Raw genomic sequence first — 21,048 nt, 5'->3', positions numbered from 1 at the left:
GGCGCTGTCAGCCGTCGGCCGCGGGTGCGGTGGTCGTGCCCGCCGTGAGGGCCTCGGCCGCTGCATGGCCGCACACCCGGGCCGCGCCATGGGTGGCGATGTGGAGGGCGCCGGTGGGTGGGGCCTGTGGGACGCCCATTTCGATGACGGCCGTGTCGGGGCGGGTCGTGGTGAGGATGCGCAGGGCGTCGGCCATCCAGGGGTGGCGGTGGGCGTCGCGGACGACGGCGACGAGGCGGCGGCCTGCGGCCTCGTCGAGCAGACGGTCGATCAGGGCCGGGGTGCCCAGCGCGGCCGCGGACTCGGCGGTGTGGGTGCCGGTCCGGGTGCCGGGAAGGAGGCGGGCGAGTTCGGCGGCAACGCCCCAGGGGGTCTCGTCGCCCACGGCGATATTGGCGAGGGGGGTGAAGGCGGCGACATAGGCCGGGCCGGTCAGCGGCTCGTAGGGGCCGTTGGCGGTGATGCGCAGGGCGCGGCGCGCGGCCGTGAGGCCGATGCCGGGTGCGGGCGCGGTCCCCACCGCCGCGCCCGCACTCCGGGTCCAGCGCGCCAGGGCGCGCACCCGTGCCGCGGCGTCGGCGAGCCGCTTCTCCGACAGCTCCCCGTCGCGCACCGCCCCCACCAGAGCGTCGCGCAGCCGCAGCACGGTGTCCTCGTCAGCCAGTCCGCCGCCCACGCAGATCGCGTCGGCACCGGCCGCGATGGCCAGTACGCTGCCGCGCTCGATGCCGTAGGTGGCGGAGATGGCCTGCATCTCCATGCCGTCGGTGACGATCAGGCCGTCGAAGCCGAGGCCGCCCTCGGCAACCGGCGCGCGCAGCAGGCCGTGCAGGGCGGCCGGGCTGAGCGTGGCCGGGTGGTCGCCGTCCAGGGCGGGCAGCAGGATGTGCGCGCTCATCACGGCCTTGGTTCCGGCGGCGATGGCGGCGCGGAAGGGGACGAGTTCGCGTTCCTGGAGGGTGGACAGGTCGGCGGTGATGCGCGGCAGGTCGTGGTGGGAGTCGACGGCGGTGTCGCCGTGGCCGGGGAAGTGCTTGGTGCAGGCGGCGACGCCGGCGGACTGGAGGCCTTCGATGTAGGCGGCGGTGTGCCGGGCGACCAGCTGCGGGTCGGCGCCGAAGGAGCGGACGCCGATGACGGGGTTGGCAGGGTTGGAGTTGACGTCGGCGGACGGCGCCCAGTTGAGGCTGATGCCGCAGTCGGCCAGGCGGCGGCCGAGTTCGCGGGCGACGCCGCGGGTCAGGGCGGTGTCGTCGACGGCGCCGAGCGCGAGGTTGCCGGGAAAGGAGGAGCCGCGGCGCACCTCGAGGCGGGTGACATCGCCGCCCTCCTCGTCGATGGCGACGAGGAGTTCGTCCCGTACGTCGCGCAACTGTGCGCACAGGGAAGAGAGTTGGTCCGGGCTGTGCACATTGCGGCCGAAGAGGCCGACCGAGGCCAGACCCTCGTCGAGGCGGCGGAGCAGCCAGTCGGGGGCGGTGGTGCCGGTGAAGCCGGGCTGGAGGACGGCGAGTGCGTCGCGGGTGAGGGTGTCGGTGGAACGTACGGGGCGGAGAGGAGCAGCAGCCATGCGTTATCCCTTCACTGCGCCGGAGGTGAGACCGCCGACCGCCTTGCGTTGCAGGAACAGGAAGAGGAGCAGGATCGGGACGGCGAAGAGGGAGGCGGCGGCCATGGTGGCGCCCCAGTCGTCCCCGAACTGGCTCTGGAACTGCGAGAGCCACAGCGGCAGGGTGCCCGCCTCGGGCTCCTTGTTGAGGACCAGTACGAGCGGGAATTCGTTCCAGGCGGTGATGAAGCCGAAGAGGGAGGTGGCCATCAGTCCGGGGGCGAGGAGGGGAAAGACGACCTTGAGGAAGGCTTGCCGGCGGGAACAGCCGTCGACCATCGCGGACTCCTCCAGTTCCCTGGGCACGGCGGCGACATAGCCGCGCAGCGTCAGCAGGGTGAAGGGCAGCACCATCAGCATGTAGAAGAAGGTGAGCGGGAGGAGGCTGTTGAGCATGTCGGCGTCGCGGACGATCAGATAGATCGAGATCACCATGACCTCCCAGGGCGCCATCTGGGCGACCATGAACGTCAGCAGCATGCCCTTACGGCCCTTGAAGCGCATCCGGGTGAGGGCGAAGGCCCCGCAGAGCGCGATGACCAGCGACAGGCCGACGGCGAGGACGGTCACGATGACCGAGTTCCCGGCCAGGGTCCAGAAGTGGGGGGCGTTCACGGCGGTCGCGAAGTGGTCGAGGGTGCCGTGGAAGGGGAACCACACGGGGTCTTCGGTGACGATGTCCCGGGTCGGCTTGAAGGCCGTGCCGAACATCCAGTAGACGGGGAAGACAAAGCCGATGGCGAGCACCACCGCCGTGGCGTTGGGCCAGATGCGGCCCGCCGTCGAAAGGGCTCCGCGCTTCACAGCTCGTTCTCCTCTTGCTTTTCCTGCCTGATCGTCAGACGCAGGTAGTACGCGGTCATGGCGAGCAGCACCGCGATGGTCAGCAGCGAGATCGCGGCGCCCATGCCGTAGTGGAGGTTGCCGACGCCCTCGGTGAAGGCGTAGATCGGCAGGGTTTCGGTGAGCCGGTCCGGGCCGCCTTCGTTGATCGCGAAGATCTGCGGGAAGGCTTTGAAGACCCAGATGACTTCCAGGAACGTCGTGGCGAGGAAGAAGGGCTTGAGGAAGGGGAAGGTGACGGAGGTGAAGACCCGCCAGGTGCCGGCGCCGTCCATCCGGGCCGCCTCGTAGAGCTCCTTGGGGATGGTCGTGGTGGCGGCGTAGAGGTTGAGCGCCACGAAGGGCAGCGACTGCCAGACGATCAGTACGGTGATGACGAAGAAGGTCGACAGCTGGGTGCCGACCCAGTCGTAGTGGGCCATGGCGTGCAGGCCGAGCCGGTCCAGCAGCCAGTTGACGACGCCGTAGCGGGAGTCGAAGAGCCACTGGAAGACGGTGGTGGCGGCGATCACGGGCATTGCCCAGGCCAGGACCAGCGCGGCGGACAGCGTCAGGCGCATCTTCTTGCCGAGCCGGGCGAGCAGCAGTCCGATCAGGGTGCCGAGGAGCATGATCAGGACGACGTTGACGGCGGTGAAGACGAGGGTGCGCAGGGTCACCCGCCAGAACTGCTCGCTGCCCAGGATCTCCTGGTAGTTGCCGGTCCCCCGCCATTCGGTGAGGTGCTGGATCAGCTCCTTCATATTGAGGTTCTGGAAGGAGAGCAGGAGATTGCGCACCATCGGCCAGCCCAGGAAGACCGCGGTCGCGAGCAGGGCCGGGAGCAGCAGCAGATACGGGGTGCCCCGCCGTCTCCCGGGTCCGCGGCGGCCGGGTGGCGCGTTTCCGTTGCCGGTCCGCGCCGCGGTCCGGTCCGTCGCGGCCGCCGCGTCGTCGAGCTGCACTGCCATGGGTCCCTGCTCCCCCTCGTTCCCCTCGGATGCACCCGGTGTGCGCGTACGGGGCCGGGGACGGCCGGCCCCGTACGCCGCCGGTGGTGTTACTCCTTGGCGAGCCGCGCGTTGATCTCGGACTCGACGTCCTTGGCGGCGTCGGCCGGGGACTTACCGCCCAGCACGGCCGTCATATAGCTCTTGATCGGGTTCGGTGTGTTCTCCACCGCGGCCCACTGGGGAATCAGCGGTGTCGTGCCGCCGGACTTCGCCGCGGCGGGTGCGGCGGCCGCCGCGGCGGGATTCTGCTCGGCGGCCGCGGCCAGGTCGGGAGACTTCGGCGTCCAGCCGACCTCCTTGACCATCTGTGCGTCGTTCGCCTTCGACAGGGCGACCTTCAGGAATTCCTTGGCGAGTTCCTGGTTCTTGCCCATTCCGGCGACCGCGAAGTTGGAGCCGCCGAGGAATACGCCCTCGGGCCGCGCGGCGGTCTCACCGGGAATGGTGAAGAATCCGATGTCCTTCTTGATTTCGGGGTTGGCCTTGATGGCGGTGGCCGCCTCGTACCCCATGGCGATCACGGCGCCGGTCTTCCCCTTGGCGAAGACCTCGCCCTGTTGCGGGGTGGCCTCGTCCTTGTTCTTCGGGGCGGTGCTGAAGGCCTGGTACTGCTTGTAGATGTCCATGGCCTTGGCGACCTTGGGGTCACCGAGGTTGGAAACCCACTTGCCGCCCTGCTTCTTCACCAGGTCGGCGCCGGTGCCGAGGGTCAGTCCGTCGAAGAAGTACCAGTTCTGGCCGGGGAGATAGAGCGGTTCGGCGTCGGTCTTCTTCTTGATGGCGGCGAACGCCTTGAAGAGCTCGCCGCGGGTCTTCGGGGTGCCCTTGAGGCCGGCCTCGGCCCAGATCTTCTTGTTGTACATGACCACGCGGTTGCCGGCGAACCACGGCAGCGCGTACTGCTTCCCGTCCACCACCGAGGCCTTGTTGAAGGCCTCGTTCCAGTCGGCGCCGATTTCCTTCTTCAGGTCGCCGAGGTCGGCCAGGGCGCCCGCCTTCGCATAGGCGGCGGTCTGCGTGTTGCCGATTTCGACGACGTCCGGCGGGGTGTCCTCGGACAGCGCGGTGCTCAGCTTCTGCTGAATTCCATTCCACTGCTGGACCTTGAACTCCACGGTGGCGCCGGTCTTCTTCTTGAATTGCGCGGAGACCTGTTTGGTCCATTGCGTCGGATTGGAGCCGCTCATCACCCATACGGTGAGCTTTTTGCCCTTGAAATCGTCCGCGCCCGCCGTTCCGTCGCCCGACCCACAGGCAGCGACACCCACCAGCATTCCCGCGACCGCCGTCGCCGCTATGAGCCCACGCTTCATTGCGCTCTCCCCCAATAGCCGGGTGTGGTCTTTAATGGTTTAGACCAGTGCCCGCAGCTTGGCCTAGACCTTTAGGGGTGTCAAGGGTGTATAAGAGTCGCTGTCAGGTCCGTTACCGGACCGACACCTGGCAGGCCGGGACCTGCGAGGGAGCACGGAGAGCGCACTCATGCCACGATGTGAGGCGCTACGTACGGAGGAGCCGGTGACGGCGGCACGACAGGGGTCGGAGAGGCGGGTCATGGAGACCGAAGGCGGCAGCACCGAGAGCGGTGGCGGCACCACCCGCACCGCTCGGGTGCCCAAGTACTACCGCCTCAAGCGGCACTTGCTGGAGATCACCGAGACGCTGCCGCCCGGCTCCCCGGTACCGCCCGAGCGCACCCTCGCCGCGGAGTTCGACACCTCCCGGACGACGGTCCGTCAGGCTCTCCAGGAGCTGGTCGTCGAGGGCCGGCTGGAGCGCATCCAGGGCAAGGGCACCTTCGTCGCCAAGCCCAAGGTCTCCCAGGCGCTGCAACTGACCTCCTACACCGAGGACATGCGCGCCCAGGGGCTGGAGCCGACGTCCCAGCTGCTGGACATCGGCTATGTCACGGCCGACGACCGCCTCGCCGAGCTGCTGGACATCACCACCGGCGGCCGGGTGCTGCGCATCGAGCGGCTGCGGCTGGCCAGCGGCGAGCCGATGGCCATCGAGACCACCCATCTGTCGGCGAAGCGCTTCCCCGCGCTGCGCCGCAATCTCGTCAAGTACACCTCGCTCTACACCGCCCTGGCCGAGGTCTACGACGTCCGCCTGGCGGAGGCCGAGGAGACCATCGAGACGTCGCTGGCCACCCCGCGCGAGGCCGGCCTGCTGGGCACGGACGTCGGCCTGCCGATGCTGATGCTCTCCCGGCACTCCCTCGACGCGCAGGGACAGCCCGTGGAGTGGGTGCGCTCGGTCTACCGCGGCGACCGCTACAAGTTCGTCGCCCGGCTGCGCCGCCCCGCGGACTGAGGGCGCGGCGCGGGCCCGGCCGAACGCCCAACTCAGGTATGCCATACCGATATGCGGACACCTAGTGACGCGTGCCACGACCCTGGCTTAGATTTCCAGCCGATTACCCAGGAGAAATTGCCACGGACGGAGCCCCGCCATGTCAGGACCAGAGCCAGCGCCGGCAGCCGAATCCCCGGAGCGCAGACGGATCGTCACGCCCACCCGTGTGGTGGTCGGGGTGTGTCTGCTCGCTCCGTTCGTGGCGATGCTGTGGGTGAGTTCGTACGCGAAGATCGAGCCGACGCTCATCGGGATCCCGTTCTTCTACTGGTACCAGATGCTGTGGGTGCTGATCTCGACCGCGCTGACGATGCTGGCGTACAAGCTGGTGCAGCGTGAGCAGCGCGCCCGCAAGGGTGGTGTGGCCAAGTGACCGCCCACGCCTCCGCCACGCATCTCGCCGCGGCCCCGGCCGGCGGCGTCAACGGCATCGCACTGGCCGTCTTCGTCTTCTTCTTCCTGGCCGTGACGGTCATGGGCTTCCTGGCCGCCCGCTGGCGCAAGGCCGAGGAGTCCGCCAACCTCGACGAATGGGGCCTGGGCGGCCGCAGCTTCGGCACCTGGGTGACGTGGTTCCTGCTCGGCGGTGACCTCTACACCGCGTACACCTTCGTGGCCGTCCCGGCGGCCATCTACGCGGCGGGCGCGGCCGGCTTCTTCGCCGTCCCGTACACCATCCTGGTCTACCCGCTGATCTTCACCTTCCTGCCCCGCCTGTGGTCGGTCTCGCACAAGCACGGGTACGTCACCACCTCCGACTTCGTCCGCGGCCGCTTCGGCTCCAAGGGCCTGTCGCTGGCCGTGGCGCTCACCGGCATCCTCGCCACGATGCCGTACATCGCCCTCCAACTGGTCGGCATCCAGGCCGTCCTGGACGTGATGGGCGTCGGCGGCGGCGAGAACACCAACTGGTTCGTCAAGGACCTGCCGCTGCTGATCGCGTTCGCGGTGCTGGCCGCGTACACCTACTCCTCCGGCCTGCGGGCGCCGGCCCTGATCGCCTTCGTCAAGGACGGCCTGATCTACCTGGTCATCGCCGTGGCGATCATCTACATCCCGATCAAGCTGGGCGGCTTCGACGCGATCTTCGACGCGGCCGGCAAGGCATTCGCCCAGCCCGGCGCCGTCCCCGGCAAACCGCGCGGCGAGCTGGTCAGCGGCCCCAACGCCCAGTGGGCGTACGCCACCCTGGCGCTGGGCTCCGCGCTGGCGCTGTTCATGTACCCGCACTCCATCACGGCCACGCTGTCCTCCCGCAGCCGCAACGTGATCCGCCGCAACACCACCATCCTGCCGCTGTACTCCCTGATGCTGGGCTTCCTGGCGCTGCTCGGCTTCATGGCGGTCAAGGCCGGTACGGACATCAAGGGCAACCCTCAGCTGGCGATCCCGCAGCTGTTCGAGGACATGTTCCCGAGCTGGTTCTCCGGCGTCGCCTTCGCCGCGATCGGCATCGGCGCGCTGGTGCCCGCGGCCATCATGTCCATCGCCGCGGCCAACCTCTTCACCCGCAACGTCTACAAGGACTTCCTCAAGCCGGACGCGACCCCCGAGCAGGAGCACAAGGTCGCCAAGCTCGTGTCGCTGCTGGTGAAGGTCGGTGCGCTCGTCTTCGTCCTCACCATGGACAAGACCGTCGCCATCAACTTCCAGCTGCTGGGCGGCATCTGGATCCTGCAGACCATGCCGTCGCTGGTCGGCGGCTTGTTCACCCGCTGGTTCCACCGCTGGGCGCTGCTGACGGGCTGGGCGGCCGGCATGCTCTACGGCACGCTGGCGGCGTACGGCGTGGCCAGCCCCACCCAGAAGCACTTCGGCGGCTCCAGCGCGGAGATACCCGGCATCGGCGAGATCGGCTACATCGGCCTGACCGCGTTCGTGCTGAACGTCGTGGTCTCGGTGGTGCTGACCGTCGCCCTGAAGGCCGCCAAGGCCCCGGAGGGCGTCGACGAGACCAGCCCCGCCGACTACACGGCGGACATCGGCGACAAGGGCGTCACGGCGGAACTGCCGGAAGCCACGGAGGAGGCGCCGGCCGGGCGCTGAGCCGTCGGTCCGTTCACGGAGAAGGGCCGCCGCGACCCTCGGGGTCATGGCGGCCCTTTTGCCTGCATGAGGGAGGTTTTAGTTCACCCAGTCCTTGAGCGGCTCGGTTTCCAGGGTGATGCCGACGGGTTCTGGGAGGTGGAGCGACTTGCCGTACGGCACGGTGTGGACGTCCTCGTAGCGGGTGCCATCGGGCTCGCTGTAGAGCGACACCTGGCACTCCTGTCGGTCGATCAGCAGATAGAGCGGAATATTGGCTTCCGCGTAGGCGCGGGGCTTCTCCACCCGGTCACGCTTGTGGGTGTCGGAGTCGGAGGACGTGACCTCGACGACCATCAGCACCGGTTCAGGATCTACCCATTCACCTTGGCCGACAAAGGCGCCGCTGGCCGCGAGTGCCCCATCCGGCCGGGCTCGGCCGCTGCGATACACCTCTACCTTGACTCCCTGGTCCGGATAGAGCCACAGCTCAGGGCGCGACTGCATGCAGATGCGTGTCAGCCACTCGACGATCCGACCGTGGCCCCCGTCCGGCAAAGCCTTGCTCCAGATTTTTCCGTCGATAAGTTCCAGCCGCGCGCCTTCCTCCGACCGGTCGAGCATCCGAGCTGCCTCTTCGAAGTAGTCGGTGAACGTGCTGTGCGGCCGATCGACAAGCGCGGTCATGGAGCTCCTCCTTCTTCAACTCAGCAGGGCCGAGGACGTAAGACCGACGATAGCCCAGGCCACTGACAGGCACCGCCCGATCACTCGTTGATCACTCGCAACACACTAGATGTGGGGGTGCACACGAGGAGCCACCCCCACATGTATGCTCGTCCTCGCTGTCGCCGCAGGGGAATCCGGTGGGAATCCGGAACTGTCCCGCAACGGTATGAACGCGCACCCCAACTGCCACAGGGCCGTCCTACGGGTGCCGCGAAGTCCGAGGACCTGCCGACGGTACGCCCGCACCGCCATCGGTGCGGACGTCGATACGTCCGGGCCCCGAGGGTTGGGCCGATGGACGCCGCGCGGTGTGCCCGCGCACCCCTGAACGTCACGGGGTGCCGCATGCCCGCGAGCGCCCGTCGCACCGCGCCCTCCCGGCCCCCGCCGAGTGAGGGAGAGCATCACGTGACCATCGCGCCAACGGAGCCCGCGTCAGACGCCGAGGTCGTGCCGCCTGCGGTGGCCGCGCCGGACGCCCCTGCCGGGCAGGGCCAGGACGGACCGGGCGTCGCGCTGCTGCGCACCCTGACCGACCTGACCGCGGACCTCACCGCGACCGACCCCGGCAAGGTGGCCGCCGCCGCGCTGCGCGGTCGTCACCCGGGCTCGGACGAGGCCGAGTTGCGCGCGCTGGCCATCGACGCCGCGGCCGGTCTGATCGGCGACGAGCCGCAGTACTCCAGGCTCGCCGCCCGCCTGCTCACCCTCGCCATCGCGGAGGAGGCGGCCGGACAGGGGGCGGTCGCCTTCTCCGCCTCCGTCGAGACCGGCCACCGTGAGGGCCTGATCGCCGACGAGACGGCGGAGTTCGTCCGGGCGCATGCGCAGCAGCTGGACGGGCTGGTCGAAACCGCCCTCCGGGACGGCGCCGACGACCGCTTCGGCTACTTCGGGCTGCGTACCCTGCACTCCCGCTACCTGCTGCGGCACCCCACCACCCGGCAGGTCATCGAGACCCCCCAGCACTTCCTGCTCCGGGTGGCCTGCGGCCTCGCCGAGGACCGCTCCGAGCGGGCGCTGGCGGACGTCGCGGAGCTGTACCGCCTGACCAGCACGCTGTCCTATCTGCCCTCCTCCCCCACCCTCTTCAACTCCGGCACCCGCCACCCGCAGATGTCCTCCTGCTATCTGCTGGACTCCCCGCTGGACGAGCTGGACTCGATCTACGACCGCTACCACCAGGTGGCCCGGCTCTCCAAGCACGCCGGCGGCATCGGTCTCTCCTACTCCCGGATCCGCGCACGGGGGTCGCTGATCCGGGGCACCAACGGCCACTCCAACGGCATCGTGCCGTTCCTGCGCACGCTCGACGCCTCGGTCGCGGCCGTGAACCAGGGCGGCCGGCGCAAGGGCGCCGCCTGTGTCTACCTGGAGACCTGGCACGCCGACATCGAGGAGTTCCTGGAGCTGCGCGACAACACCGGCGAGGAGGCCCGCCGTACGCACAACCTGAACATCGCGCACTGGATCCCGGACGAGTTCATGCGCCGGGTCGAGGCCGACGCCGACTGGTCGCTGTTCTCGCCCGCCGACGTCCCGGAGCTGGTGGACCTGTGGGGCGACGAGTTCGACGCCGCCTACCGCAGGGCCGAGGCCGACGGCCGGGCGCTCAAGCAGATCCCGGCGCGGCTGCTGTACTCGCGGATGATGCGCACCCTGGCGCAGACCGGCAACGGCTGGATGACGTTCAAGGACGCCGCCAACCGCACCGCCAACCAGACCGCCGAGCCCGGCCAGGTCGTGCACTCCTCCAACCTGTGCACGGAGATCCTGGAGGTGACCAACGACGGGGAGACCGCGGTCTGCAACCTCGGATCGGTCAACCTGGCCGCCCACCTGGGCGAGGACGGCGAGATGGACTGGGAGCGGCTGGACGCCACCGTCCGCACCGCCGTGACCTTCCTCGACCGCGTCGTGGACATCAACTTCTACCCGACCGAGCAGGCCGGGACGTCCAACGCCCGCTGGCGCCCGGTCGGTCTGGGCCTGATGGGCCTGCAGGACGTCTTCTTCCGGCTGCGGCTGCCCTTCGACTCGCCCGAGGCGAAGGAGCTGTCGACCCGTATCTCCGAGCGGATCATGCTCGCCGCGTACGAGGCGTCGGCCGGCCTCGCCGAGCGGCAGGGCCCGCATCCGGCCTGGTCGGCGACGCGCACCGCCCGCGGGGTGCTGCACCCGGACCACTACCCGGACGCCGAGCCCCGCTGGGCCGACCGCTGGGCCGCGCTGCGCGCCCGGATCGCGAAGACCGGGATGCGCAACTCCCTCCTCCTGGCCATCGCCCCGACCGCCACCATCGCCTCCATCGCGGGGGTGTACGAGTGCATCGAGCCGCAGGTCTCCAACCTCTTCAAGCGCGAAACGCTGAGCGGCGAGTTCCTCCAGGTCAACGCCTATCTGATCGAGGAGCTCAAGGCGCTGGGCCTGTGGGACGCGCGGACCCGTGACGCGCTGCGCGAGGCCAATGGCTCGGTGCAGGACGTCACCTGGATCCCCGAGGAGGTCCGGTCCCGTTACCGCACCGCCTGGGAGATCCCGCAGCGCGCCCTGATCGATATGGCCGCGGCCCGTACGCCCTACCTCGACCAGAGCCAGTCGCTGAACCTCTTCATGGCGTCGCCGACCATCGGCAAGCTCAGCTCGATGTACGCCTACGCCTGGAAGCGCGGCATCAAGACGACGTACTACCTGCGGTCGCGCCCGGCGACCCGGATCGCGCAGTCCGCGCGCGCCGCGACCGTTCCCGCACAGCTGCCGGTGGCCGACCCCGAGGCGGTCGCCTGCTCCCTGGAAAACCCCGAGTCCTGCGAGGCCTGCCAGTAATGACCACCGAGACCAACGCCGCCGCCGCGCACACCGCCACCACCGGCACCAAGAACCTCCTCGACCCGGGCTTCGAGCTGACCCTGCGGCCCATGCGGTACCCGGACTTCTACGACCGCTACCGCGACGCGATCAAGAACACCTGGACCGTGGAGGAGGTCGACCTCCACTCCGACGTCGCCGACCTCGCCAAGCTCTCGCCCGGCGAGCAGCACATGATCGGCCGGCTGGTCGCGTTCTTCGCGACCGGTGACTCGATCGTGGCGAACAACCTGGTGCTGACCCTCTACAAGCACATCAACTCCCCCGAGGCGCGGCTGTATCTGAGCCGTCAGCTCTTCGAGGAGGCCGTGCACGTCCAGTTCTATCTGACGCTGCTGGACACCTACCTCCCCGACCCGGACGACCGCGCCGCCGCCTTCGCCGCGGTGGAGAACATCCCGTCCATCCGGGAGAAGGCCGAGTTCTGCTTCAAGTGGATGGACTCGGTCGAGAGCATCGACCGGCTGGAGACGAAGGCCGACCGCCGCCGCTTCCTGCTCAACCTCATCTGCTTCGCGGCCTGCATCGAGGGGCTGTTCTTCTACGGCGCGTTCGCGTACGTCTACTGGTTCCGCTCGCGCGGTCTGCTGCACGGGCTGGCCACCGGCACCAACTGGGTCTTCCGCGACGAGTCCATGCACATGGACTTCGCGTTCTCGGTGGTCGACACCGTCCGCGAGGAGGAGCCCGACCTCTTCGACGACAAGCTGGAGCAGCAGGTCACCGAGATGCTGAAGGAGGCCGTGGAGGCGGAGCTGCAGTTCGGCCGCGATCTGTGCGGTGACGGCCTGCCGGGCATGAACACCGAGTCGATGCGCGAGTACCTCCAGTGCGTCGCCGACCAGCGGCTGCAGCGGCTCGGCTTCCCGCCCGTGTACGGCTCGGAGAACCCGTTCTCCTTCATGGAGCTGCAGAACGTCCAGGAGCTGACCAACTTCTTCGAGCGCCGGGCCTCGGCCTACCAGGTCGCCGTGGAGGGCTCGGTCTCCTTCGACGACGACTTCTAGCACGTCGGACCGTCGGCCGCCCGCTGATTATGAGCATTCGATGAGCGGGCGGCCGTCACGGCAACCGCGGCGCTCTTCCGTACTATCTACGGAAGTATGAAGGGGAAGAGGGGGCGTCGCCGACCGCGTCGCCGGATCATCGACTGGCTGCAACAGGGGCGAGCCGCGCTGCGCGGCCGGCTGCCGTCCCGGCCGCGTCGCCGGATCATCGACTATCCGCGGCAGGGGCGCGTGGGCGTGCGTCGCTGGCTGCCGTCGTGGAAGCTGGTGCTCGGCACGTTCGGGTCGTGCATCGTGGGCCTGGCGGGGCTGTTCACCCTCGTCTACGTCACCGTCGACATCCCGAACGAGAACGAGCTGGCCGCCCAGGAAGCCTCCATCTACTACTGGGCGGACGGCAGCCAGATGGTCAGCGTCGGCGCCGTCAACCGGCAGAACGTCGGCCTGGACAAGGTGCCGGACTCCGTCGAGAACGCCGTGATCGCCGCCGAGAACGCCACCTTCTACAGCGATTCCGGCGTCTCCCTCAAGGGAATAGGCCGGGCCCTGGTGAACATGCTCTCCGGCGGGGACACCCAGGGCGGCTCCACGATCACCCAGCAGTATGTGAAGAACACCTATCTTTCGCAGGACCAGACGCTCACGCGCAAGGCGAGGGAATTCATCATCTCGCTGAAGGTGAGCAATCAGAAGTCCAAGCGGGACATTCTGCGCGGATATCTCAATACCAGCTGGTTCGGCCGGAGTTCGAACGGTATCCAGGCGGCCGCGCACGCCTATTACGGCATCGACGCGGAACGGCTGAACCCGAGCCAGGGAGCGCTGCTGGCCGCCCTGCTCAAGGGTTCCGAGCAGTACGACCCGGCGCTGAGCAAGGGCAATCACCAGCGGGCCGTGGAACGTTGGCGGTGGATTCTCGACCGGGAGGTCGCCACCGGCACGATGAGCAAGGAACAGCGGGCGAAATACACCAAGTTCCCGGAGCCCCGCCCGCTGGCGAAGCCCACCAGCCAGGCCGGCCAGACCGGATATCTCGTCGACGTCGCCAACAAGTTCATCCAGAGCAGCACCGGGCTGACCGACAAGGACCTGGCCCGCGGCGGCTATCGCATTCACACCACCTTCGACAAGAATCTCACCCACCGCCTGGAAAAGGCGGTCACCGACGTCCGCAGGAAAAGCATCGACCCGAAGAAGCGGGCGACCGACACCTTCGTGGAATTCGGTGCGGCCTCGGTGCGGCCCAAGGACGGGGCGATCGTCGCGCTGTACGGCGGCGCGGACGCGACCCGGCACTTCAGCAACAACGCCGACACCAGCGCCGTCCCCGCGGGATCGACGTTCAAGCCGTTCGTGCTGGCCACGGCCCTGCAGCAGGAGACCGAGACCTGGGGCGCCGAGGCGGATCCGGAGGTCGGGAACCGCGGCACGGAGGATCTGCGCGAGGCGCTGATGTCGGCGCAGAACGCGCCGTTCGTGGACGCCGGGCAGCGCATCGGGCTGACCCGGCTACGGGATCTCGTGGTGTCCGCGGGGCTGCGCGAGGAGAGCCTGGCGCAGCTGGAGCCGACGTTCCCGCTCGGCACCTCCGCCCCCAGCGCGATCCGGATGGCGAGCGCCTACACCACCTTCGGCAACGGCGGGCTGCACGCCGATCCCTACGCGGTCTCCCGGATGACCCTCGACGGCAAGCCCCTCGAAGGCTTCGAGCGCCCGGATCCCGAGCAGGTCCTGACGCCCGAGGTGGCCAAGCAGATGACCGGGATCCTGGTGGGGCTGGGCTGGCGCACGCTGGGCCCCGCGGACCACGATCCCGCCTACCAGCCGGTCGCGGCGGGCGTCAGCGAGCCCGGGGACCGGATGAAGTCGGCGTGGTTCATCGGCAGTCCGTCCACCGGGTCCCTCACGCCCGACAGCGGGCAGATGGCCGCCGGCTCCCCCAAGGCACAGGCCCTGCGCAACGGAGACGGGACGACCACCGCCATCACGATGTTCCGCAACAAGCCGGGCGCTCCGGAGCTGCTGCCGATGAACGGCGTGGGCGGCCCGGACACGGGGCTGGGAACGACCATCCCGCCACAGATCTGGGCCGCCTACCAGAACGCGCCCTGAGCGGCGGTACGCGCCTCAGTCGTTGGCGACGACGGGGTAACGCGGCTCCTTCTCGGCCATCTGCTTGAGCACGTCCTTGCGCTCCCGCTTGGAGAGCCGGTCGATGTAGAGGTAGCCGTTGAGGTGGTCGGTCTCGTGCTGCAGGCAGCGCGCGAAGTAGCCGGTGCCCTGGACGGCGACCGGCTCGCCCTTGGCGTTGCGGCCGCGGCACACGGCGTAGTCGGGGCGGGCCAGCTCGGCGTAGGCGCCGGGCACCGACAGGCAGCCCTCGTTGGAGTCGTCCAGCACCCGGCGCTCGGCCGGCAGCTCGTCGAGGACGGGGTTGCAGATCGCGCCGACGTGCCGGACACCCTCGTCGTCCAGGCAGTCGTAGACGAAGACCTTGAGGTCCACGCCGATCTGGTTCGCGGCCAGGCCGACGCCCTCGGCGGTGCGCTGGCTGGCGAACATGTCGTCGATGAGCTGGGCCAGCTCGTCGTCGAACGCCGTGACGTCCTTGCACTCCCGGTGGAGCACCGGGTTGCCGACGACCGTGATCGGCCGCGAGGTGCCGCGCTCGCGGTGGGCGGCCTCGCGCGCTTCCGCGTCCGTCACATCGTCGGTGAACGTCTCGTCCACCTGCTGCTCACCGTCTTGATCAAACACCGGCTGCTGGGCCATTTCCGCCGTACGCCTTCCTGAAAACCTGCAAAACCCTGATCAGTCGCCCTACAGCCTACGGCGACGCGGGCGGCGGCTCAGCAGACCTCTTCAAGATCGCGCCACTCCCGGGTGTCCGGGCTGTCGGCGACCCAGCCGTCCAGCAGGCCGCGGACCAGGGCGGCGGGCGCCGCGATGCCGCATTCGCGCTCCGGGACCCACAGGGAGCCCGAGCCCGCGGTGCGGTGCCCCAGCGGCCCCGGGTGGCCGGGCTCACTGTGGTCGTGCGGGTCCAGATGCTCGCCGTCGCCCTCGTCGCTGGGCATCCGGCTCTCCGAGCACGTACGGCACAGCAGCCGCACCGACGACGACCAGTCCTCGGCGGCGAAGCCCGCATCGGCCGCCAGCCGCTCCAGGGCGTCGCGGTCGGCCTCCGTGGCGGCCTCCAGGAGCACCACCCAGGTGGGGACCGGTGAGGGCGCCCACAGCTCGATCTCGTCGAAGACCGGGTAGGCCGGTCCGGCCGCGGTGGTCCGCTCGCCGTGCGGGACGCCGTCGTGCAGGACGACCTCGCCCCAGCGGCGCCCGGAGGACGGCAGCGGGATGGAGAGCACCTCGATCCGGGCCGGGTCCAGGCGGCGGCCCCAGACCACCTCTGCCTCGCCCTCCGGGGACAGGCGGACGGCGGCGCTGCCCAGGGCCATCCCGACCGGCTCACCGGACGGGGAGCCCTCGCCGGGGACCTTGAGGCCGTACGCCTGCCAGGCGCGGCGGGCCAGCGGCCAGTCCTGGAGGGCGGTGGCGGCGATGCCGACGTTCCACCAGTCGGGCGCCCCGGTCCCGCGGTCCAGGAGGGCCACCGCGCGCAGGCCGGCGGCGCGGGCCTGCTCCCAGTCGTGCCGGAATTTGTGCAGCAGCGCGAGGTTGAACCAGGACTCCGACAGCCACGGCTCCATGTCCGCGGCACGGGTCAGCAGCGCCCCCGCGTCCTCGTAACGGCCGTCGCCGATCAGCGTGAAAGCGCGGTCGGTCGCCTGCCGCCACGAGGCGGAGGGCCGGTGCCGTACCTTGCCGAAGATCCTCACGATTCCCGCCTGCTGGTTGCTCTCGATGCCGCTGCCGGGGGTGTTCCGAGCGGCGCCCGGGGCCCTTGTGGGGGCCCACTCGACAACCTGCCACAGATTGCCGTCGGACTCAGCCTGATTGCTGTGCCCTCTGCGGCTCCTTGCCCTTCGCCGACCCCCTGAATCCCCCTGCGGGGGGCTTCCTTCGCATCCAACCATGCCCATCTCGAAGGGCGCTCATTACCCATGGGTTCCACGACGTGGGACGGCCCGGAACCGCCGGTTTTCTCACCCCGCGTGATCCCGTCGGCACCTCCCCGTCACCTCGTGCCGCCCGGCCGCCGCCAGCACCCGGGCGAGCGCCTCGACGACCCGCGGTTCATGGTCCTGCGCGGTGGACAGCCGCAGCCGCTCCAGGGCGCGCAGCCCGCTCCCGGGGCCCGCGGCCGGCCGGGACAGATCGTCGTAGGCGTTGACCGTACGGACGATACGGGCGGTGACCGGCTGGTCACGGAACGGATCCGCCTGCCGTTCCACGATCACCGCGACCTGGGCCGGGACTCCGCTCTGCCGGACAACGGCGCCGCCCAGGAGCGCGATCCGGCGCTGCTGGGCGGCCGGCAGCGGTGCGGTCGCGCCGGCCGGGACCGGGTCCAGGAGCGAGAGCTGGCCGATGTCGTGCATCAGCGCGGCGTATTCGAGGACGTCCAACTCCGGTTCGCTCAGGCCCAGTTCGCGGCCCACCGCACGGCTGAGCGCGGCCACCCGGCGGGCGTGGCCGGGCGGGGTGCAGCCGGCGACCTCGGTGGCGCGGGCCAGCGAGGCGATGGTCTGGCGGTAGGTGGCCCGTACGGCGGCGAACCGGCGGAAGGCGAACTGGGTCAGCAGCAGCGGCAGCGCGCAGACCGGCAGTGCCCAGAGCCCGGCGACGGCGGTGGCCAGCGAGATGACCACGCCGGTGGCGCAGATGGCGGTGCCGATGCCGAGCAGCGCCCGCAACTCGTCGCGCAGCAGCGGTCCGTACGGCCAGCCGGTGCGGGCGCGGGCCAGACCGGCGGCCAGCACCGCGTCGCACAGCACGGTCAGGGCCAGCAGCCCGACCAGGAGGAGCGGGTAGAGCGGCCCCTCGACGCCCCACTTCGCCAACGTGCCGGTGTTGTAGAGGGGTTGGAAGCAGGTGGCGGCGAAACCGGCGGTCAGTACCCGGCGGGCGAGGTGGTCGCGGGCGTGGCCGCCGCCGAGCGCGAGATGCGGGACGAGTCCCACCAGGACGGCCGCGACCACGATCGTCACGGTCTGTGCCACGCCGTGGGTCGTCGGCCGGCCGCCGGCCTCGCCGAGCAGCGCATAGGCGAGCGCGCCGGCCGCGCCGAGGGGTGCGCTCTCTCGTTCGCCGGGGCCGGTGGTGTGCGCGGACGCCCGGCGCAGCAGTTCACCGGCCGCGATCAGCGCGCCGAAGGCCAGCGCCGCCCCGGGCTGCGCCAGGCCGTCCCACAGGGTCCGGCCGAGGCTCCAGGCGGCGAGGACGGCGGCGGCCGCGTGGACGGCGGCGACGGTGGGGGCGCCCGCAGCCTTGCCCCCGGGGACGCGGCACAGGCTCATGGGGCGCCGTCCCGGCGGGACGTTCCCGGGTGGCGGGAGGCGGGCGCGGGGTGCGGGGCGTCCGCCGTCGGCCGCGCTGGAGGGACGTTTCCGCTGCCGGACCGCGCGGGGACCGCCGCCCGCGCCGCCCGGCCCGGCTCCGCGTCCGCCGCCGTCACCAGGTCGGGGTGCCAGCCGTACCGCTCCAGCGACGCCGCCAGCGCCCGCACCATCCGCGGGTCGAACTGTGTCCCCGCGCATTTGCGCAGCTCCGCGACGGCGGCCGGGACGGGGCGGGCGCGGCGGTAGGACCGGGTGGAGGTCATCGCGTCGAAGGCGTCGGCGACCGCCACCACCCGGGCGAACTCCGGGATGCCCTGCCCCGACAGGCCGTACGGATAGCCGCGGCCGTCCAGCCGCTCGTGGTGGTGCAGGATCGCCGCCCGCGCCTCGCCCAGGAAGCCGATGCCGCGGACGATCTCGTCGCCGTACTCGGGGTGCAGCTCGATGATCCGGCGTTCGGCCGGGGTCAACGGCCCGTCCTTGCGCAACAGCCGGGTGGGGACGCCGAGTTTGCCGATGTCGTGCAGGATCCCGGCGAACCGCAGCACCTCCGTCCGGTCCTCCGCCATGCCCAGCTCCCGGGCGATCATCACCGAGGCGCGGCCGACCCGCTCGCTGTGCCCGCGGGTGTAGCGGTCCTTGATGTCCACGGCCTGCACCAGGGCGCGGATGGTGGCCTGGTGGGCGGCGCGTTCGCGGTGGTACTGGGCGAAGACCCAGCAGGAGAGGTACATCGGCAGCAGGACGAGCAGCGCCGCCGGCGGCCCGTACGCGCTGCGCCACAGCACCGCCATCGTCAGCCCGGCGAGCCCGTGCACCAGATACGGGCCCAGGGAGCGGGTCAGCAGACCGCGCCAGGCGGTACGCGGCGGGTGGCGCTCGGCGGCGATCAGGATCCCGCCGTCCAGCGCGGCGAGCACGGCGCAGAAGGCGAGGGCGGCGGCCGCGGCCGGGAGCAGCACCAGGGGGAAGCGGGCCGCGGACAACAGCTGGTCGCGGGCGCCGAGGGCGTCGACGAGGACGTGGCCGAGCCAGGAGGCGGCGCAGCAGGCCAGGGCGAGTTCGGCGGCGTGCCAGATCTTGCGGGCGGCCGCCGGGCGGGCCTCGGCGGGGGCGGCCAGCGCGCCAGGGACGGCGACCAGCGCCGCCAGCGGCGGCGGCAGCAGGAGGGCCGCCGCGAGGAGGACGGGGCTGGCCCAGCCGGCCGGGAACGCCGCCGGTGCCGAGGGCGCGGGCGGTGCCGAGGACGCGGGAGATGACGTCGGCGGGGCCGTTGACGCCGTGTTCGACCGGTCGTTCCCGCCGGCCGCGCCGGGCCGGGCCCGCTCTGCCGTGCGCCCGTCGGCCGGCGGGCAGCGGCGCAGCGCTTCGCACAGCCCGTACAGGGCGGTCAGTGCCAGGGTGCCGGTCCAGGGGGCGGCGCCCAGCCATAAGGCGGGGGCCGCACACAGCGCCGCGGACAGTGCGGCGCCGCCGATATAGCCGCGCGCCGCCACCGGAAGTTCCCGCATCGCGCCCTCCTCACGCTTTCCCCCCGCTCTTGCGGGCGAGGGGAATCCCCCGGCGTGCCGTCCGCGGCACGCCTGGGTCCGGTGAGAATAGAGGGGGCGGGACGCCGAAGAGGCCGCATCGGCGGATCGGGCGGGACGAACGACCCCGCCACTCACCCCTTGGGGTGGTCTCCCGCATCAAGCGGCCCGCGCGGCCGCGAAATGTGCTGGGGCTCCGGGAGCCGGGGCCCCTAGGAGGGGTCGGCCGCCTTCTCGGAGCCGGCCGCGCCGGAGCCGGCGCCCTTTGCCGCCTGCTCCTCCTGCGCGCGCTCCCGCTGGGCCTGTTCGTGCTTGGCCTGGTCGAGCACGCTGACCTCCGGGACGGTCTCCCCGGCCCGGATCAGATCGATCCGGCCCATGACCTTCGAGCGGAGGTCCGTGGGGACGTCGTCATGGCCGCAGCAGCGCTTGACCAGCTTCTTGACGGCCTGCTCCAGTCCGTACTTCTCCAGGCACGGCGAGCATTCGTCCAGATGTACCTGGAAATCCGCGCACTCACCGGCGGGCATCTCACGGTCGAGATACTCATAGAGGTGATCAAGGACCTCTGAGCAGTCCTTCTCGTGCGGCTCTCCGCAGCTCATGATCCCGAGCCTTTCCGGTCGTGCGACTCCGACGTACGCGCGGCCTGCGGGTCCGCGGCCGTCGCACCCGCGGGGACCAGCCCGCGTTCACGGGCGTAATCCTCCAGCATGCCGCGCAGTTGGCGGCGGCCGCGGTGCAGACGGGACATCACCGTGCCGATGGGTGTCCCCATGATGTCCGCGATCTCCTTGTACGCAAAGCCCTCGACGTCCGCGAGATAGACCGCAATACGGAATTCTTCGGGGATCGCCTGGAGCGCGGCCTTCACATCCGAATCGGGCAGATGGTCCAGTGCCTGCGACTCGGCGGAGCGCAGCCCGGTCGACATGTGCGACTCGGCGCGGGCGAGCTGCCAGTCCTCGATCTCGTCGGCGGCGCTGCGCTGCGGCTCCCGCTGCTTCTTGCGGTAGGAGTTGATGAAGGTGTTGGTCAGGATGCGGTACATCCAGGCCTTGAGGTTCGTGCCCTCCCGGAACTGGTGGAAGGACCCGTACGCCTTGGCGTAGGTCTCCTGCACCAGGTCCTCCGCATCGGCGGGATTGCGCGTCATGCGCAGCGCGGCGGAGTACATCTGGTCCAGGAAGATGAGCGCGTCCCGCTCGAAGCGCGCATTGCGCTCGGCGTCGCTCTCCCGCCGGCCGGCGGTCTTCTCTTCAGCCGTGCCGTCGGTCCCTGCGTCGGTACCGGTGACCGGACCCACCTCCTCCAACACCATGACGGATCCTGATGCGGACCCCCTCGAATCGGAGAATAGACGACGATCCGGGGCCGCCGCCGCTCCAGCCAGGGCGGACTGCGCCACCTGCATCTGCGACCACTGCAGGTCGGCGGCCGGGCGGGCGGGGCAAGCGATTCCCATGCGGCGGACTCCCACTTCTCATGCTGTGTGCGGACGGCGTACTTGATCCTTACGCCTGCCACAACAGCCGTGCCGGGCGCGTCATTCCCGGTCGGCGAAGTGATTTCGCAGGTATTTCGCGGTGGGGTCGGCGCGGGCGTCCGCGCCCGCCGCCCCTGGGCCCC

The 21,048-nt window shown here is 70.4% G+C and carries 17 protein-coding genes and 1 riboswitch; of the genes, 6 read left to right on the top strand and 11 right to left on the bottom strand.

The features are described 5' to 3' along the window. Nucleotides 1–7: 7 nt before the first annotated feature. The 4 genes from AC5677_RS25980 to AC5677_RS25965 form a co-directional block, all read right to left on the bottom strand. Nucleotides 8–1,570 carry a glycoside hydrolase family 3 protein gene (locus AC5677_RS25980; protein ID WP_497190336.1) on the bottom strand — a complete coding sequence of 521 codons (1,563 nt, stop codon included), beginning with the start codon at nt 1,568–1,570 and terminating at the stop codon, nt 8–10. Nucleotides 1,571–1,573: 3 nt separating this feature from the next. Then, complete coding sequence (locus AC5677_RS25975; protein WP_497190335.1) at nt 1,574–2,413, bottom strand: carbohydrate ABC transporter permease; 840 nt, start codon at nt 2,411–2,413, stop codon at nt 1,574–1,576. After that, on the bottom strand, nt 2,410–3,402 hold the full coding sequence (locus AC5677_RS25970; RefSeq protein ID WP_497190334.1) for a carbohydrate ABC transporter permease: 993 nt from the start codon (nt 3,400–3,402) through the stop codon (nt 2,410–2,412). The genes AC5677_RS25975 and AC5677_RS25970 overlap by 4 nt, the downstream gene beginning before the upstream one ends. An 89-nt stretch (nt 3,403–3,491) precedes the next feature. Beyond that, a complete protein-coding gene (locus AC5677_RS25965) occupies nt 3,492–4,757 on the bottom strand; it encodes an extracellular solute-binding protein (protein ID WP_497190333.1) in 1,266 nt (421 codons plus the stop codon). 241 nt (nt 4,758–4,998) lie between these two features. On the opposite strand from AC5677_RS25965, the gene AC5677_RS25960 reads away from it, so the two are divergent. The 3 genes from AC5677_RS25960 to mctP all read left to right on the top strand — a co-directional run bounded on the left by AC5677_RS25960 (nt 4,999) and on the right by mctP (nt 7,848). Beyond that, a complete protein-coding gene (locus AC5677_RS25960) occupies nt 4,999–5,760 on the top strand; it encodes a GntR family transcriptional regulator (RefSeq protein ID WP_497190332.1) in 762 nt (253 codons plus the stop codon). Nucleotides 5,761–5,899: 139 nt separating this feature from the next. After that, nucleotides 5,900–6,175, top strand: coding sequence for a DUF3311 domain-containing protein (locus tag AC5677_RS25955; RefSeq protein ID WP_497190331.1), 276 nt, complete (start codon nt 5,900–5,902; stop codon nt 6,173–6,175). A gap of 101 nt (nt 6,176–6,276) precedes the next feature. Continuing rightward, complete coding sequence (gene mctP / locus AC5677_RS25950) at nt 6,277–7,848, top strand: monocarboxylate uptake permease MctP (protein ID WP_497196758.1); 1,572 nt, start codon at nt 6,277–6,279, stop codon at nt 7,846–7,848. 78 nt (nt 7,849–7,926) lie between these two features. On the opposite strand, the gene AC5677_RS25945 is transcribed toward mctP, so the two are convergent. After that, nucleotides 7,927–8,514: a Uma2 family endonuclease gene (locus AC5677_RS25945; RefSeq protein ID WP_497190330.1), complete on the bottom strand. Its 588-nt coding sequence runs from the start codon at nt 8,512–8,514 to the stop codon at nt 7,927–7,929. Nucleotides 8,515–8,653: 139 nt separating this feature from the next. Continuing rightward, nucleotides 8,654–8,803, top strand: a riboswitch (cobalamin riboswitch). A gap of 161 nt (nt 8,804–8,964) precedes the next feature. On the opposite strand from AC5677_RS25945, the gene AC5677_RS25940 reads away from it, so the two are divergent. The 3 genes from AC5677_RS25940 (at nt 8,965) to AC5677_RS25930 (ending at nt 14,543) form a co-directional block, all read left to right on the top strand. Continuing rightward, nucleotides 8,965–11,382 (top strand): ribonucleoside-diphosphate reductase subunit alpha, encoded by a 2,418-nt coding sequence (locus AC5677_RS25940; RefSeq protein ID WP_497190329.1) that lies wholly within the window; start codon nt 8,965–8,967, stop codon nt 11,380–11,382. Further along, nucleotides 11,382–12,431: a ribonucleotide-diphosphate reductase subunit beta gene (locus AC5677_RS25935; protein ID WP_497190328.1), complete on the top strand. Its 1,050-nt coding sequence runs from the start codon at nt 11,382–11,384 to the stop codon at nt 12,429–12,431. The genes AC5677_RS25940 and AC5677_RS25935 overlap by 1 nt, the downstream gene beginning before the upstream one ends. A 96-nt stretch (nt 12,432–12,527) precedes the next feature. Then, nucleotides 12,528–14,543 carry a transglycosylase domain-containing protein gene (locus AC5677_RS25930; protein WP_497190327.1) on the top strand — a complete coding sequence of 672 codons (2,016 nt, stop codon included), beginning with the start codon at nt 12,528–12,530 and terminating at the stop codon, nt 14,541–14,543. A gap of 15 nt (nt 14,544–14,558) precedes the next feature. Here the strand turns inward: AC5677_RS25930 and def are convergent, their stop codons facing one another. The 6 genes from def to AC5677_RS25900 form a co-directional block, all read right to left on the bottom strand. After that, nucleotides 14,559–15,203, bottom strand: coding sequence for a peptide deformylase (gene def, locus AC5677_RS25925; RefSeq protein WP_497190326.1), 645 nt, complete (start codon nt 15,201–15,203; stop codon nt 14,559–14,561). Between the two features lie 77 nt (nt 15,204–15,280). Then, a complete protein-coding gene (locus AC5677_RS25920) occupies nt 15,281–16,267 on the bottom strand; it encodes a tetratricopeptide repeat protein (RefSeq protein WP_497190325.1) in 987 nt (328 codons plus the stop codon). A 267-nt stretch (nt 16,268–16,534) separates the two neighbouring features. After that, nucleotides 16,535–17,848 carry an HD-GYP domain-containing protein gene (locus tag AC5677_RS25915; protein ID WP_497190324.1) on the bottom strand — a complete coding sequence of 438 codons (1,314 nt, stop codon included), beginning with the start codon at nt 17,846–17,848 and terminating at the stop codon, nt 16,535–16,537. Next, nucleotides 17,845–19,401 carry an HD-GYP domain-containing protein gene (locus AC5677_RS25910; RefSeq protein ID WP_497190323.1) on the bottom strand — a complete coding sequence of 519 codons (1,557 nt, stop codon included), beginning with the start codon at nt 19,399–19,401 and terminating at the stop codon, nt 17,845–17,847. The genes AC5677_RS25915 and AC5677_RS25910 overlap by 4 nt, the downstream gene beginning before the upstream one ends. A 230-nt stretch (nt 19,402–19,631) precedes the next feature. Beyond that, nucleotides 19,632–20,024, bottom strand: a complete 393-nt coding sequence (gene rsrA / locus AC5677_RS25905) for a mycothiol system anti-sigma-R factor (protein ID WP_497190322.1) — start codon at nt 20,022–20,024, stop codon at nt 19,632–19,634. Next, complete coding sequence (locus AC5677_RS25900; RefSeq protein WP_403502246.1) at nt 20,021–20,725, bottom strand: sigma-70 family RNA polymerase sigma factor; 705 nt, start codon at nt 20,723–20,725, stop codon at nt 20,021–20,023. The genes rsrA and AC5677_RS25900 overlap by 4 nt, the downstream gene beginning before the upstream one ends. Nucleotides 20,726–21,048: the final 323 nt, after the last annotated feature.

The organism is Streptomyces sp. JLSY215 (assembly GCF_059682825.1).
The sequence above is the reverse complement of the archived record's forward strand: the minus strand, read 5'-3'. Positions and strand labels throughout refer to the sequence as shown.